Source organism: Rhodovulum sp. FJ3, assembly GCF_032918305.1.
In the GTDB taxonomy this organism is placed as follows: Bacteria; Pseudomonadota; Alphaproteobacteria; order Rhodobacterales; family Rhodobacteraceae; genus SAT37.
Genome location: NZ_JAWJUU010000001.1, coordinates 287,107 through 302,029 on the forward strand (window position 1 = coordinate 287,107; position 14,923 = coordinate 302,029).

Genomic DNA, 14,923 nt, shown 5'->3' on the forward strand with positions numbered 1-14,923 from the left:
GTTGTTTAACGCGGTCTACGAATGACATGGTGGCCTATCCGTTTGACAGCCCAAGGCGCGGCGATGTCCCAAAGAAAAAGGGGAGCCGAAGCTCCCCATAGTCTCGCTGATAAGGCTCACTCATTTGTACCGCCCGATTGCTTTTTGCCTGCGGCCTTATCCGCGTCAGGGGCGAGCGCACCCGCCCCGGAACACGGCCCACGCGCGGACAGGCGCGCGGGCTGATCTCTGTTAGCTACAGCCGCTTGTGCCGCCGCAGGTGTTGCACTTCATGCAGGTGCCGTTGCGCACCAAGGTGTAGTTGCCGCAGTCGCCACAGGGGTCGCCCTCATAGCCTTGCATCTTGGCCTTGGTGCGGGCGTCCATGCCGGTCACGGTGCCGGTGGACATGGCCGTGCTGCTGGCGACGGCCGCGCTGGCCTTGGTTTCGGGCACGAGGGTCTGGAGCGCGGCTTCGGGATCACCCGCGCCGTGCAGGGCCGTTGCCCCCATGCCGCCGTTCAGCACCACCAGTTCTTGGGGCACGCGTTTGCGCAGATAGCCGGTCGAGCTGATCTGTTTCAGGACCTCAAGGCTGCGCGATGCGGCAGTTTCGCTAAGTTCCTGAACGTTCTCGACGCCCTCGTCCTGACCGCCGCCCAGATCATCGAATGTCGCGCCTTCGGGTTTGACATGGGCCAGATCGGTGCGGTCCAGATAGGACACGGCCAGTTCGCGGAAGATGTAATCAAGGATCGACGTGGCGTTCTTGATGCTGTCGTTGCCCTGAACCATGCCTGCCGGTTCGAATTTGGTGAACGTGAACGCGTCGACGAATTCCTCAAGCGGCACGCCGTATTGCAGACCGACCGACACGGCGATGGCAAAGTTGTTCATCATCGCGCGGAAGCCTGCACCCTCTTTGTGCATGTCGATGAAGATCTCGCCCAAGGCGCCGTCCTGATATTCGCCGGTGCGCAGGTAGACCTTGTGACCGCCGACGATGGCCTTTTGCGTATAGCCCTTGCGACGCTCGGGCATTTTGCTGCGGCCGCGGGCGACCTCTTTGATCACGATCTTTTCGACGATCTTCTCGGCCAGCACCGCCGCTTTTTCCTGCTGGGTGCCGGTGGCCATGATTTCTTCGGCCTCTTCGTCATCCTCGATCAGGGCCGCCGCCAGGGGCTGGCTGAGCTTGGAGCCATCGCGGTAGAGCGCGTTCGCCTTGATGCCCAAAGACCACGACAGTTCATAGGCCTTTTGGCAGTCCTCGATCGTCGCATCGTTGGGCATGTTGATCGTTTTCGAGATCGCGCCCGAGATGAACGACTGAGCCGCGGCCATCATGTGGATGTGGCTGTCAACGCTCAGATAACGCTTGCCTTTTTTACCACAGGGGTTGGCGCAGTCGAAGATGCTGTAGTGTTTTGCATCCAGATGCGGCGCGCCCTCAAGGGTCATGGTGCCACAGACGTGGTCGTTCGCGGCCTCGATCTCGGCGCGGGTATAGCCCAGATGACGCAGCAGATCGAAGGTCGGATCGTTCAGCTTTTCGGTCGGGATGCCCAAGGTCTTGGTGCAGAAATCCTCGCCCAGCGTCCACTGGTTGAACACGAACCGGATGTCAAAGGCCGACGGCAGCGCCGCCTCGATCTTGTCCAACTCGCGCTGACCAAAGCCGTGGCCGATCAGCGAGGTGTGGTTGATGCCCGCACAGTTGCCCAGCGTCCCGTGACCCACGGCATAGCCGACGATTTCCTCGATCTGTGCGCTGCCATAGCCCAGCGTTTCCAAGGCCGCCGGAACCGAGCGGTTGATGATCTTGAAATAGCCACCACCGGCCAGTTTCTTGAATTTCACCAGAGCAAAGTCCGGTTCAATCCCCGTGGTGTCGCAATCCATCACAAGACCGATGGTGCCTGTCGGCGCGATCACGGTCGATTGGGCGTTGCGATAGCCGTGTTCCTGACCAAGGCGCAGGGCCTCGTCCCACGATGCCTTGGCCAGATCGATCAGGCGCGCATCGGGGCAGTTCTTGTGATCCAGCGGCACGGGCTTGATCGCCAGTTGCTCATAGCCGTCTGCCTTGCCATAGGCAGCGGTGCGGTGGTTGCGCATGACGCGCAGCATGTGATCGGCGTTGCGGGCGTAACCCGGGAACGGACCCAGTTCACCGGCGATTTCCGCCGAGGTCGCATAGGCCACACCGGTCATGATCGCGGTCAGCGCACCGGCCATCGCACGGCCCTGATCGCTATCGTATCCCAGACCCATGTTCATCAGCAGACCACCGATGTTGGCATAGCCCAGACCCAGCGTGCGGAAGTCATAGGACAGCTGGGCGATCTCTTTGGACGGGAATTGCGCCATCATCACCGAGATTTCCAGCGTCAGCGTCCACAGACGGGCCGCGTGCATGTAATCTTCGGCTTGGAACTCACCGTTCTTGTAGAAGGTCAGCAGGTTCATCGACGCAAGGTTACAGGCCGTGTCGTCAAGGAACATGTATTCCGAGCACGGGTTCGAGCCACGGATCGGGCCGTCTTCGGGGCAGGTGTGCCATGCGTTGACGGTGTCGTGGTATTGGATGCCCGGATCGGCGCAGGCCCATGCGGCATGGCCGATTTGTTCCCACAGGTCGCGCGCCTTGATCGTTTTGGCGACCTTGCCGTCGGTGCGGCGGACCAGTTCCCAGTCGGCGTCGTTCTCAACGGCTTTGAGGAAGGCGTCGGTCACACGCACCGAGTTGTTCGAGTTCTGACCGGCGACGGTCGAATAGGCCTCAGAGTCCCAATCGGTGTCGTAGGTGGGGAATTCGATGCTGGCGTAGCCCTGTTTCGCGTAATCCAGAACGCGTTTCACATAGGCCTCGGGGATCGCCATTTTCTTGGCGGCGCGGATCGCGGTTTTCAGACCGTCGTTGACCTTGGGGTCATAGGCGTCGGCCTCGGCCCCGTCCCATGCGCGGATAGCGGCAAAGATCTCGTTCAGACGCTCTTCGTGCATCTTGGAGCCGGCGACGAGGCTGGCGACCTTTTGCTCTTCTTTCACCTTCCAGGTGATGAATTCCTCGATATCGGGGTGGTCGGCGTCACAGATCACCATCTTGGCCGCGCGGCGCGTGGTGCCGCCCGATTTGATCGCGCCCGCCGCACGGTCACCGATGCGCAGGAAACCCATCAGGCCCGACGATTTACCACCGCCCGACAGCGATTCACCCGCCGCCCGCAGCGAGCTAAAGTTCGTGCCCGTGCCCGAGCCGTATTTGAACAGACGTGCCTCACGCACCCACAGGTCCATGATGCCGCCCTCTTGGACCAGATCATCCGCGACGGATTGGATGAAACAGGCGTGGGGCTGGGGATGTTCGTAGGCGGATTTCGATTTGGTCAGCTTGCCGGTTTTGTAATCGACGTAGAAATGGCCTTGGCTGGGGCCGTCGATGCCATAGGCCCAATGCAGACCGGTGTTGAACCACTGGGGGCTGTTGGGCGCGGCGCGCTGGGTCGCCAGCATATAACGCATCTCGTCGAAATAGGCGCGTGCGTCGGCCTCGGTGGTGAAATAGCCACCCTTCCAGCCCCAATAGGTCCACGCCCCTGCCAGACGGTCAAAAACCTGCTTGGACGAGGTCTCGCCGACAATACGTTCGTCTTCGGGCAGCTCGGCCAATGCGGCCTCATCGGGAACCGAGCGCCACAGGAACTCGGGAACGTCTTTTTCACGGACCTTTTTCAGACGGGCAGGAACGCCAGCCTTGCGGAAATATTTCTGGGCGATCACGTCGCTGGCCACTTGGCTCCAGCTGACAGGCACCTCTACCTCGTCCAGACGGAACACAATCGTCCCGTCGGGGTTCCGAATTTCCGAAGCGGTGGTGGTGAACTCAATCGCGCCATATGCACCATGGTCCGCGGTCGTGAATTTACGTTCAATTTTCATCGGCTGCCCCGTCGCAACATTCTGTTATCCCTGCGGGTCCCGATATGTGGCACCCGAACTCTTCACCGTCCTAGGCAGAGGGCACACCATCTCTGGGCACGGCCCCGCGTGGTGCCGTGAATCCGGTTCATTTTACCGGAAATTGTGGATTGTCCCTCTGACCCGCGCGCCGCAGCCACTAGATATAGTGGAACACCGCCCGGCCCGCACAAACTGACGTAGGCAGACCGGTTCGGTCAACGAAAAAATTCGACTTTTGGACAGCAAAATACAGTTGACCGGCTGCCCCAATCCGGTGGGGGGCGGGGTCGGGACGATTCATCCACAGGCTTATCCACCAACTAGATGTGGATTACCTCCAAAAGTTAACACCCAAATCTAGCCGAAATATGGCAAAGCCCCCCAAGGGCTTAGCGCACGACCTGTTACGATTGCGTGAACAGTGCTCAGGGCATCGGGTGATTCCCCGTTCTGCAGGTGCGAAACACTATATCTAGGGTTTGTTAACCTTTTGAGTCGCCGCAACTGGCCCCGAAGGCCCTGCACAAAAAACAGGCGCATCTGGCGGTTGAGCCGCGTCATTCACACTAAATCTGGGAAATTGGTCGGGGCGATAGGATTCGAACCTACGACCTACGGTACCCAAAACCGCCGCGCTACCAGGCTGCGCCACGCCCCGAACCGTCGCCTGCATAAACGTGCCGCGCCGGATTGAAAAGCCTAAACCGCGTGAATTACGGACAGGGCCACGCGGCATCCGCACCAAAGGCCGGATGTTGCACCAACGTGCCCGGTCCAATGCCCATGGTTTCGGCCAAACCGCCGTTGATTTCGAGAACCGCCAAAATGCCGTCGCCGCCAAAAATCGGTGTTTCGTCCAGAGGAATGGCGTTGCTATGCACCTTGGCCACGCGGCCCGTCGGATCAATGAACACCATATCCAGAGGGATCAGCGTATTGCGCATCCAGAAGGCAACCGAGGTCGGCGCCTCATAGATGAACAGCATGCCGTGGCTGGTCGCCATGAATTCGCGGTGCATCAGGCCCGTGGCGCGTTCGGTGGCGTCGTCGGCGACCTCAATGGAAAACCGCGCCTGCCCCCAATCGCCCCGCAAAGACGCCTGCCCCGGCACGCAAGCGGCCAAGGCAAGCCCCGCCGACCCCAAAAGGGCCAGCACCGAGGTCAGGATTATTCGGCGGCTTTTTGAGATTGCGACAGGTCCTCGGCGATCGCGGTTTCCCACGAACTGACGGTCATGGCCATGCGGCCCCGCTTGCCATCGACGGCGCGGATGCACACCGCCTCACCCGGCAGGAGATCGGCCAGACCCGAGCGGCGCAACACCTCAATGTGAATGAAGACGTCATCGGCGCTGCCAAAAATATTGGCAAAGCCGAAACCCTTGCCCTTATCGAACCATTTGACACGGGCCGGTTCCATCGGCGTGGCGGCGATGGTCGCCTCATCCGCGCCTTCCAGATCCTGAAGCGTGCCTTGGGTGTCGATCTTCGGCGGGTCGATTCGCAGCACCTGAACGGCCTGCATCCCGCGTTGCGTTTGTTGAACGACGATATCGATCTCTGCCGCATCGGCGACCGAGCTCTGCCCGAAGTTCCGCAGCACATTCGCATGCAGCAAAATATCCGGACCGCCCTCCGAGGCGACGACAAAGCCGAACCCTTTACCAGGATCGAACCATTTCACATGCCCTGTTAAAACTTCCGTTTCAGGGTTCAGTTCTTCGTTCATATCAACACATCACTTCCGACGTTAACATTCGATCTTTTGCAAGACCGACCCCAGACTGCAAGCTTCTTTTACATATACAAAACAGCAGCTTGCATTTCACGTTACGTGGAAATTATGGGTTCAAGCGGTTAATCACCCATTTTTCACACATGTTTTCCCGGGTCCAACGGAACCGGTCATGCAACCGGAACGCCCCATCGGCCCAGAATTCAATTTCCGTTGGCCGGATCCGAAAACCACCCCAGAAAGGCGGCCGCTTCGGGTTCGGCCCTTGTTCAGCGGTGACCTTGGCCACCTTGGCCATCAAGGCCGTCCGCGACGACAGTGGCGCGGATTGTTCAGAGGCCCAAGCGCCCAGTCTGCTTTTCAGCGAACGACTGCGGTAATAGGCGTCGGCCTGCTCTCCTTCTTCGCGCTCCACCAGACCCCGTACACGGATCTGACGTCGCAGGGACTTTGAGTGTAACACGAAAGCGGCCTTGCCACTCCACTCAATTTCGCGCGACTTGGCACTTCCATAGTTCGTATAGAACACGAAAGCATCATCTTCGATATCTTTCAGCAAGACCATGCGCACATTGGGCATTCCGTCCTGATCAACGGTCGAAAGCGCGATTGCGTTAGGATCATTGATCTCGGTCTTTTCCGCCTCGGCCAGCCATTGGCGGGCAATCTGGAACGGGTCGTCCCCTTCAAAAATACCGGTTCGATCACTCATTCTGCTCTCCTGCGAGGTGGTTTGGCTATCATTAATGGACCTAAGGTCAAGGGTGACGCTAGGTCCGCTTTGCCTTGAAGCAAGGGGCGGATTGGCCTAAACCACGGACATATAACAAAGGTCGTCGAGGGGCACCGAATGTCAACACAACTCATGGCTGGAAAACGCGGGCTGATTATGGGCCTTGCGAATGACAAGTCTATCGCGTGGGGAATTGCCAAAGCCTGTGCCGAGCACGGTGCGGAACTTGCGTTCTCCTATCAAGGTGAACAACTGAAAAAACGGGTTGAGCCGCTGGCGCAATCCGTGGGGTCCGATGTGGTCCTCGAATGCGACGTGGCCGATGAGGCCTCGATCGACGGTCTGTTCGCGGAACTGGAGAAAATCTGGGGCAAGCTGGACTTTATCGTTCACGCCATCGGGTTCTCGGACAAGGGCGAGTTGCGCGGTCGCTATGTCGACACCACGCGCGGCAACTTTGCGATGACGATGGACATTTCGGTCTATTCGTTCACCGCCGTTGTGAACCGTGCCGAAAAGATGATGACCGAGGGCGGGTCCTGCCTGACGCTGACCTATTACGGCGCGGAACAGGTCATGCCGCATTATAACGTCATGGGTGTGGCCAAGGCCGCGCTGGAGGCGTCGGTCAAATATCTGGCCGAGGATCTGGGCAAGCAGAACATCCGCGTCAACGCGATTTCCGCCGGTCCGATCAAGACGCTGGCCGCCTCGGGCATCGGCGATTTCCGTTACATCATGAAATGGAACGAGCTGAACTCGCCCCTGCGCCGCAACGTCACGCAGGAAGAGGTCGGCAAATCCGCCGTTTACCTGTTGTCCGACCTTGGCTCGGGTGTCACAGGGGAAAACGTCCACGTGGACGCGGGCTATCACGTTGTCGGCATGAAAGCCGTGGACGCCCCCGACATCGACGCGGTCACGGGTCGCAAATAACGAACGAACGGAAACGATATGACGCTGGCCGCTTTGATCGCGATTTACTTTGTGCATCTGGCGGCCGCCATATCCCCCGGGCCGGCGGTGTTGCTGGCGGCCCGTACCAGCCTGAACGAGGGCATGACGCGCGGCGTCTACCTGTCGGTCGGGATCGGCCTTGGGGCCTGTGTCTGGGCGGTGGCGGCGATGTTCGGTCTGGCCATCGTGTTTCAGGTGGCCCCTGCCCTGTTGATCGCGCTCAAGGTCATTGGCGCGGGATACCTGCTCTACCTTGCCTATAAGCTGTGGAAACACGCGCCTGACCCGATGGCGACGGACCTGCCTGATGCGCCCGGCACGCGCAAACGTGGACCTCTGGGCCTTGTGTGGCTGGGGATTGCGACGCAATTGGCCAACCCGAAACCGGCGGTGTTCTTTGGCACCATCTTCCTGACCTTTATTCCCCCGAATGCCCCGATCTGGGCCTATGCGGCGATCCTTGGCATCGTGATGTTCAACGATACCGGCTGGAATATTCTGGTCAGCCGTATCTTTTCGCTGGACCGCACCCGCCGCGGGTATCTAAGCCTTAAGACCACCATCGACCGCATCTTTGGCGGGCTGTTGGCGGCACTGGGCCTGAAACTGGCCCTGACCTGAATTCGACAACCGAGGACATGTGAACATGAGCGATCGTCTGCCCCACGAAAAAGGCTTTCACGTCAGCTGGGACCAACTGCACCGCGATGCGCGCGCGCTGGCGTGGCGTCTGGATGGTCAGGGGCCCGAGGACACCGGATGGCGCGCCATTGTCGCGATCACCCGTGGCGGCATGGCCCCCGCGATGATCGTCGCACGCGAATTGGACATCCGCGTCATCGATACGATCTCGGTCAAATCCTACAACAAACAGGACCGGTCCGAGGCCAAGGTCATCAAATCGCCCGATGCCGAATTGATGGGCGATGGTGAGGGCATTCTGATCATCGACGATCTGGTCGACAGCGGGAAGACGCTGGAACTGGTCCGGACCTTGTACCCCAAGGCGCATTTCGGCACGGTCTACGCGAAACCCAAGGGCCGGCCGATGGTGGATACGTTCATCACCGAGGTCAGTCAGGACACGTGGATTTTCTTTCCGTGGGACATGGCCCTGCAATATGTAGAACCCTATCGCGGTCAGGACTGATCGCGACCCACGAACCAAAGGCGCGCCATGTCATTCACCGTTTCCAAGACCATGGCGCGCACCCAGCGTCCGCCGATCATGCAGGCACAGGCGTGGCTGCGTGAAACCACCCTACCCGCCGATCTACCCCTGTTGAACGTATCGCAGGCCGCACCGGTCGCCCCGCCGCCTGAACCATTACGCGCCGCGATGGCGCGGTTCGTGATGGAGGATCCGGACACGCATCTATACGGCCCCGACCTTGGCCTGCCCGCCCTGCGCGCGGAAATCGCGGCGCAATGGTCGCGCGATTACGGCGGGGATATCGATGCCGATCACGTCGCCATCACCGCCGGATGTAACCAAGCCTTTGCCGCCGCCATCGCCACCTTGGCCGAGGCCGGAGATCAGATCATCCTGCCGACGCCGTGGTACTTTAACCATAAAATGTGGTGTGATCTCAGCGGGGTAACCGCCGTTCCTCTGCCGTGCGGGGACGGGTTGATCCCCGATCCGGCACAGGCCGCGCGCTTGATCACCCACAAGACCCGCGCGATTGTTCTGGTGACGCCCAACAACCCCTGCGGCACGGAATATCCCGCCGGTGTTCTGGACGCGTTTTACGATCTGGCACAGGCCCATGGCATCGCCCTGATCGTGGATGAGACCTATCGCGATTTCGATGCGCGTGAGGGCCGTCCGCATGATCTGTTCACCCGTCCCGATTGGGCGGACACCCTGATCCATCTCTATTCCTTTTCGAAAACCTATCGCCTGACCGGTCACCGCGTTGGTGCGATGGTCTGTTCGCCCGACCGGTTGATCGAGGTGGAAAAGTTCATCGACAGCGTGACCATCTGCCCCCCGCAACTGGGCCAGCGCGCCGCGCTCTGGGGGTTGCAAAACCTGTCAGACTGGTGCGCGGGGGAACGGGCCGAAATTCTGACCCGCCGCGCGCAGGTCGCGACCTCAGCCGCTGCGCAGGGCGACTGGACCCTCCTCGGGCTTGGGGCCTATTTCGCCTATATGCAGCACCCGTTCGATGCCCCCTCGGATGAGGTCGCGCGCGCCATTCTGGAACAGACCGGTGTCCTGATGTTGCCGGGCACGATGTTCACCCCCGCCTCGGACCCGCAAGGCAAACGCCAGATGCGCATTGCATTTGCCAATATCGATGCCCCCACAATCACGCAAATGTTCGACCGATTGGCCACATTCGCGCCGTGACGCTTGCGGGTCCTGCCTGCAACGCTTACACAGCCGGAACAGGATTTCTTGCATAAGGGACACGGGGCTATGAGCGCGGCAAAGAAAACCGGAAACGCAGTCGTTTGGGTGATCATCGCAATGTTGATCATCGGCCTTGGCGGGTTCGGCGTGACGAACTTTGGCGGCACGGTCGATAGCATCGGCACCGTCGGCAAAACGCCGATCCCTGTGAACGCCTACGCGCGCGAACTGACGGCCGAGCTGCGCACCATTCAGGCCCGCACGGGTCAGCAAATTCCGCTGCAACAGGCGCAACTGTTGGGTCTGACGGATCAGGCCCGTGGCCGCGTGATCACCAACACTGCGCTCGACAACGAAACCGCGCGCCTTGGCCTGTCGGTCGGGGACCAAGAGGTCGCTGATCAGATCCTGCTGTCGGGGCAGTTCGACGGCATCGACGGCACGTTCGACCGTGAGGCGTACCGCTATAGCCTGCGCCAAAACGGGCTGAGCGAGGCCGAGTTTGAGGACCAGATCCGTCGCGAAACCGCCCGTGCGATGTTGCAGGGCGCGATTGTGTCGTCCGTCGCCGCACCCGACACCGCCGTGGACACGCTGTTCAACTTTATCGGCGAGCGTCGCGGCTATTCCTATGTGACCCTGTCCGCCGCCGATCTGGCCGCGACCGTCGCCGAGCCGGATGAGGCCGCGATCACCGCCTATTATGAGGCAAATCCAGCCGATTTCACCGCGCCCGAGGCGAAACAGATCACCTATGCATGGCTGACGCCGGACATGTTGCTGGATCAGGTCGAGGTCGATGAGGCCGCCCTGCAAACGCTCTATGACGACCGCGCCGATCAATACATCCGCCCCGAGCGTCGCTTGGTCGAACGTCTGATCTACCCCAGCACGGTTGAGGCCGAAACCGCCGCCGCCCGTCTGGAATCGGGCGAGGCCGATTTCGAAACGCTGGTCGCGGATCGTGGCCTGTCGCTGGCCGATATCGACATGGGTGACGTGACCGAGGCCGAGCTTGGCGCCGCCGGTGCCGAAGTATTCGCGATGAACGAACCCGGTGTCGTTGGTCCGCTGGACACCGATTTCGGCCCTGCCCTGTTCCGCATGAACGCCGTTCTAGAGGCCAACACGATCACCTTTGACGACGTGCGTGACGAGTTGCGCGCCGAACTGGGCGTGGACCGCGCCGCGCGTCTGATTTCCGATCTGCTGTCGGACATCGACGACCGTCTGGCCGCCGGTGCCACGATTGAGGATCTGGCGAACGAGACCGATATGGTGCAGGGCAACATCGCCTATTTCACCGGTCAGGACGCCGATATCGCCGCCTATCCGGCGTTTCGCGCCGCCGCCTCGGCCGTCCAAGAGGGTGATTTTCCCGAGATTCAGGAACTGGAAAACGGTGGCATCTTTGCCCTGCGTCTGGATGAGATCACCGCGCCGCGCCTACGTCCGCTGGATGAGGTGCGCGCGGAGGTAATCGCCGCGTGGCAGGCCGCCGAAACCACCGCCGCCCTGACGGCCAAGGCAGACGACATCGCCGCCGCCGCCAACAGCGGCGCGCCCCTGTCCGATTTCGGCACGGTTGAAACCGCTGAACCCGCCGAGCGTGGCGCGGTTGCGCCCCTGATCCTGTCGGAAACCGTGTTCGCCCTGAACGCAGGCGAAACCGGTGTCTATGCCGATGGCGATCTGGTCTATGTGGTGACGCTCGACGAAATCCTGCCCCCCGCCGATGATGCGGACACGCAGGACATGCTGGCCACGCTGCGCACCGCGACGGCGGATTCGATTGGCCGCGATGTGTTCGTCTATTTCTCGCAAGACCTGCTGAATTCGGCGGGTCTGACCCTTGATCAGGCGGCGATCAACGCCGTCCACGCCCAATTCCCCTGAGGTCGATACGATGGTGGCCCTGACCCCGAATTTTGAGACGTTTGAAACCGCCCACAAGGCGGGCAAGAACCAAGTGGTCTATGCCCGTCTGGCGGCGGATCTGGATACCCCTGTCAGCCTGATGCTGAAGCTGACCGAGGCGCGCAAGGACAGCTTTATGCTGGAATCCGTCACGGGTGGTGAGGTGCGCGGGCGCTATTCGGTGATCGGGATGAAACCCGATGTGATCTGGCGGTGCAGTGGGGAAACGTCCGAAATCAACCGCAATGCGCGCTTTGACGGGGACAGTTTCACGCCGCTGGACGGGCACCCGTTGCAGACCTTGCGCGATCTGATCGCCGAGAGCCGCATCGACATGCCCGAAGACCTGCCCGCGATTTCGGCAGGCCTGTTTGGCTTCTTGGGCTATGACATGATCCGTCTGGTGGAACACCTGCCCGACGTGAACCCCGATCCCATCGGCCTGCCCGATGCGGTGATGCTGCGCCCGACCGTGATTGCGGTTCTGGACGGTGCAAAAGGGGAGGTCACCGTGATCTCGCCTGTCTGGGCCGATCAGGACCAATCGGCCCGCGCCGCATACGCCCAAGCGGGCGAGCGCGTCATGGACGCCGTGCGCGAACTGGAACGCAGCATCCCCGACGCCACCCGCGATCTGGGCAACACGGTTGCCTTTGGCGAGGGCGTGTCGAACTTTAGCAAACAGGGCTATTTCGACGCCGTTGAAAAGGCCAAGGAATACATCCGCGCCGGTGACATCTTTCAGGTCGTGCCGTCCCAACGCTGGACCCATGATTTCAAGCTGCCGCCGTTCTCGCTCTATCGCTCGCTGCGCCGGACCAACCCGTCGCCGTTCATGTTCTATTTCAACTTTGGCGGCTATCAGTTGATCGGGGCCAGCCCTGAAATCCTGGTCCGTGCCTTTGATGGCGAGGTCACAATCCGCCCGATCGCGGGCACCCGCCCGCGTGGCGCGACGCCTGAACAGGACCGCGCGCTGGAGGCCGATCTGCTGGCCGATCAAAAGGAACTGGCCGAGCATCTGATGCTGCTCGATCTGGGGCGCAACGACGTGGCGCGCGTGGCCAAAACCGGCACCGTGCGTCCGACGGAAAAGTTTATCATCGAACGCTATAGCCACGTGATGCACATCGTGTCGAACGTGGTTGGGGAGCTGTCCGACGATCACGATGCTCTGTCGGCGCTGCTGGCCGGTCTGCCTGCGGGCACCGTGTCGGGCGCGCCCAAGGTCCGCGCGATGGAAATCATCGACGAGCTGGAACCGGAAAAGCGCGGCGTCTATGGCGGCGGTGTCGGCTATTTCGCGGCCAACGGCGATATGGACATGTGTATCGCCCTGCGCACGGCGGTGTTGAAGGACGAAAAGCTGTATATCCAAGCGGGTGGCGGTGTCGTCTATGACAGCGACCTTGAGGCCGAGTACCAAGAGACCGTCAACAAATCCCAAGCGATCCGCCGCGCCGCCCAAGACGCGGGTCGGTTCGCCCGTGACGGCAATTCCTGAGGGTTAAGCCAGCGCCTTGCCCAACCGTGGCAGGCGCGCCCTTTTCAACAGGGCTCGGCGCGCGATGTCCTCGCCCGCCATGGATTGGGCCGTGGCGTGCACCTGCGCGACCGCCTGTTCCACCGCCTCACTGTGCGACAACCACAGGTCCATCAGAACCTCATCGGGCGAGAGACGTTTCAGCCCCTCTTCGGCCAGCGTGTGTTTCGGAAAATCAGAGGCGTTGAAGGTCACAATCGCGTCCGATGATCCGGCAATCGCCGTCGCCAGAACATGGATATCCGCCGGATCGGGCAGGTAAAGACGCGCCTCGATCCCCGGCTGGGCGGGGACGGACGCACTCGGCCACGCGGCGCGGATCAGGGCGATTTCGGCGCGCGCCTGTGGCTCACCCGTCGGGCCAAGCTTGCGCGCGGCGCGGGCCCATTCCTCTAGGATGCGGTCAGACCACTGTGGAATGAACAGCCCCTGCCCCGCCACCGCCAACAGGATTTCCCGCAACACGGTCGGAAACAGAACACAGGCGTCCAGCGTCAGCTTCATCGCGTCACGGCATCAGGCGGAAGAACAGGGATTTCAGATATCCGCTCTCGGCCAGTTGCGGCATCAGGGGGTGATCGGGGCCGGCATAGCCGGTGTGGATCAATTGCCCCACACGGCCCGACCGGCCAATCCCGCGCACACAGGCGCCACGGAATTTGGTCATCTCGGCGGCATGCGAACAGGAGCACAGGCCAAGGAACCCACCCGGCGCGACCAACGGGGCCGCCATGCGCGCCACACGTTCATAGGCGCGCAAACCGGCTTCAAGCGCCTGTTTGCTGGGCGCAAAGGCGGGCGGATCACAGATCACCACGTCAAACTGCGCGCCCTCGGCCAAGAGGTCGGCCATGGTGTCAAACGCATCGCCGCGGCGGGTGGTAAACCGGTCGGAAACGCCCATGGCCTCGGCCCCGGCCTCGGCCAGATCCAGTGCGCCGCGCGATCCATCCACGGCCAGCGCGGACGCCGCCCCACCGGCCAGCGCGGCCAAAGAAAACCCGCCCACATGCGAAAACACATCCAGCACCCGCGCGCCGCGCGACAGACCGGCGGCAAAGGCGTGGTTGGGGCGTTGGTCATAGAACAGGCCGGTTTTCTGCCCGCCCATCAGATCGGCCATATAGGTCGCACCATTCATCGGCACGGGGATCGGACCATCAACGGCACCACTGAGGATCGCCATGTCCTCATCCAGACCTTCCAGCGTGCGTGCGCGCCCCGAGCCGTTTTTGACAACGGTGGTCACGCCCGTGACGGACTGGACCGCCGCCGACAGGGCGTCGATCCCCGCCTCGGCCCATGCGGCGTTGGGTTGAACCACCACCGTGTCGCCAAAGCGGTCGATCACCACACCGGGCAGGCCGTCGGCCTCGGCATGGATCAGACGGTAGAACGGCGCATCAAACAGGGTTTCGCGCAACGACAGCGCGGCCTGCAGACGGGTTTCGAACCACGCCTGATCGACGGTCGCGGTCACATCGCGGTCCAGCATCCGGCAGATGATCTTGGAATTCGGGTTCACCGTAACCAGACCCATCTGGCGACGTTCGTCATCTTCGAGGATGGCAATCGTACCGGGGGTCAACGCCTTGGTGCGGCGGTCGGTGACCAGTTCATTGGCGTAAACCCAAGGAAACCCGTGGCGGATGGCGCGGGCGTTGGCTTTGGGTTTCAGGCGGACAATAGGATAAGAGGAGGGCGTCATGCCCCCCTCATATTGGGTTCGTAAGGAAA

At 61.3% G+C, this 14,923-nt stretch carries 12 protein-coding genes and 1 tRNA gene; 6 read left to right on the forward strand and 7 right to left on the reverse strand.

The annotated features are described in order from the left end of the window. Window positions 1-231: 231 nt before the first annotated feature. From R1W00_RS01395 to pdxH, 5 genes are all read right to left on the reverse strand, one after another. Window positions 232-3,921 carry a vitamin B12-dependent ribonucleotide reductase gene (locus R1W00_RS01395; protein WP_317260925.1) on the reverse strand — a complete coding sequence of 1,230 codons (3,690 nt, stop codon included), beginning with the start codon at window positions 3,919-3,921 and terminating at the stop codon, window positions 232-234. Window positions 3,922-4,523: 602 nt separating this feature from the next. After that, window positions 4,524-4,600: transfer RNA gene (locus R1W00_RS01400), tRNA-Pro, on the reverse strand. A gap of 55 nt (window positions 4,601-4,655) precedes the next feature. After that, window positions 4,656-5,099 (reverse strand): DUF192 domain-containing protein, encoded by a 444-nt coding sequence (locus R1W00_RS01405; RefSeq protein WP_410901510.1) that lies wholly within the window; start codon window positions 5,097-5,099, stop codon window positions 4,656-4,658. Between the two features lie 11 nt (window positions 5,100-5,110). Then, entirely contained in the window at window positions 5,111-5,671 is a 561-nt protein-coding gene (locus tag R1W00_RS01410) for a cold-shock protein (protein ID WP_317260926.1), read from the reverse strand. Between the two features lie 112 nt (window positions 5,672-5,783). Next, window positions 5,784-6,389 (reverse strand): pyridoxamine 5'-phosphate oxidase, encoded by a 606-nt coding sequence (gene pdxH, locus R1W00_RS01415; RefSeq protein ID WP_317260927.1) that lies wholly within the window; start codon window positions 6,387-6,389, stop codon window positions 5,784-5,786. Between the two features lie 138 nt (window positions 6,390-6,527). Between pdxH and fabI the strand changes: the two genes are divergently transcribed. From fabI to trpE, 6 genes are all read left to right on the forward strand, one after another. Beyond that, window positions 6,528-7,346, forward strand: a complete 819-nt coding sequence (gene fabI, locus R1W00_RS01420) for an enoyl-ACP reductase FabI (RefSeq protein WP_317260928.1) — start codon at window positions 6,528-6,530, stop codon at window positions 7,344-7,346. A gap of 18 nt (window positions 7,347-7,364) precedes the next feature. Further along, window positions 7,365-7,988: a LysE family translocator gene (locus R1W00_RS01425; RefSeq protein WP_317260929.1), complete on the forward strand. Its 624-nt coding sequence runs from the start codon at window positions 7,365-7,367 to the stop codon at window positions 7,986-7,988. A gap of 25 nt (window positions 7,989-8,013) precedes the next feature. Then, window positions 8,014-8,517 (forward strand): xanthine phosphoribosyltransferase, encoded by a 504-nt coding sequence (gpt, locus tag R1W00_RS01430; protein WP_317260930.1) that lies wholly within the window; start codon window positions 8,014-8,016, stop codon window positions 8,515-8,517. A gap of 27 nt (window positions 8,518-8,544) precedes the next feature. Then, window positions 8,545-9,723, forward strand: a complete 1,179-nt coding sequence (locus tag R1W00_RS01435) for an aminotransferase (RefSeq protein ID WP_317260931.1) — start codon at window positions 8,545-8,547, stop codon at window positions 9,721-9,723. A 69-nt stretch (window positions 9,724-9,792) separates the two neighbouring features. Further along, window positions 9,793-11,622, forward strand: a complete 1,830-nt coding sequence (locus tag R1W00_RS01440; protein ID WP_317260932.1) for a peptidyl-prolyl cis-trans isomerase — start codon at window positions 9,793-9,795, stop codon at window positions 11,620-11,622. A 13-nt stretch (window positions 11,623-11,635) separates the two neighbouring features. Beyond that, window positions 11,636-13,147: an anthranilate synthase component I gene (trpE, locus tag R1W00_RS01445; protein WP_317261588.1), complete on the forward strand. Its 1,512-nt coding sequence runs from the start codon at window positions 11,636-11,638 to the stop codon at window positions 13,145-13,147. Between the two features lie 3 nt (window positions 13,148-13,150). On the opposite strand, the gene R1W00_RS01450 is transcribed toward trpE, so the two are convergent. Both R1W00_RS01450 and R1W00_RS01455 read right to left on the reverse strand, forming a co-directional pair. Then, the gene (locus tag R1W00_RS01450) at window positions 13,151-13,690 is read right to left on the reverse strand and encodes an RSP_2648 family PIN domain-containing protein (RefSeq protein ID WP_317260933.1); all 540 of its coding nucleotides are present in this window, start codon (window positions 13,688-13,690) and stop codon (window positions 13,151-13,153) included. 4 nt (window positions 13,691-13,694) lie between these two features. Next, window positions 13,695-14,894 (reverse strand): RSP_2647 family RNA methyltransferase, encoded by a 1,200-nt coding sequence (locus R1W00_RS01455; RefSeq protein ID WP_317260934.1) that lies wholly within the window; start codon window positions 14,892-14,894, stop codon window positions 13,695-13,697. Window positions 14,895-14,923 lie beyond the last annotated feature (29 nt).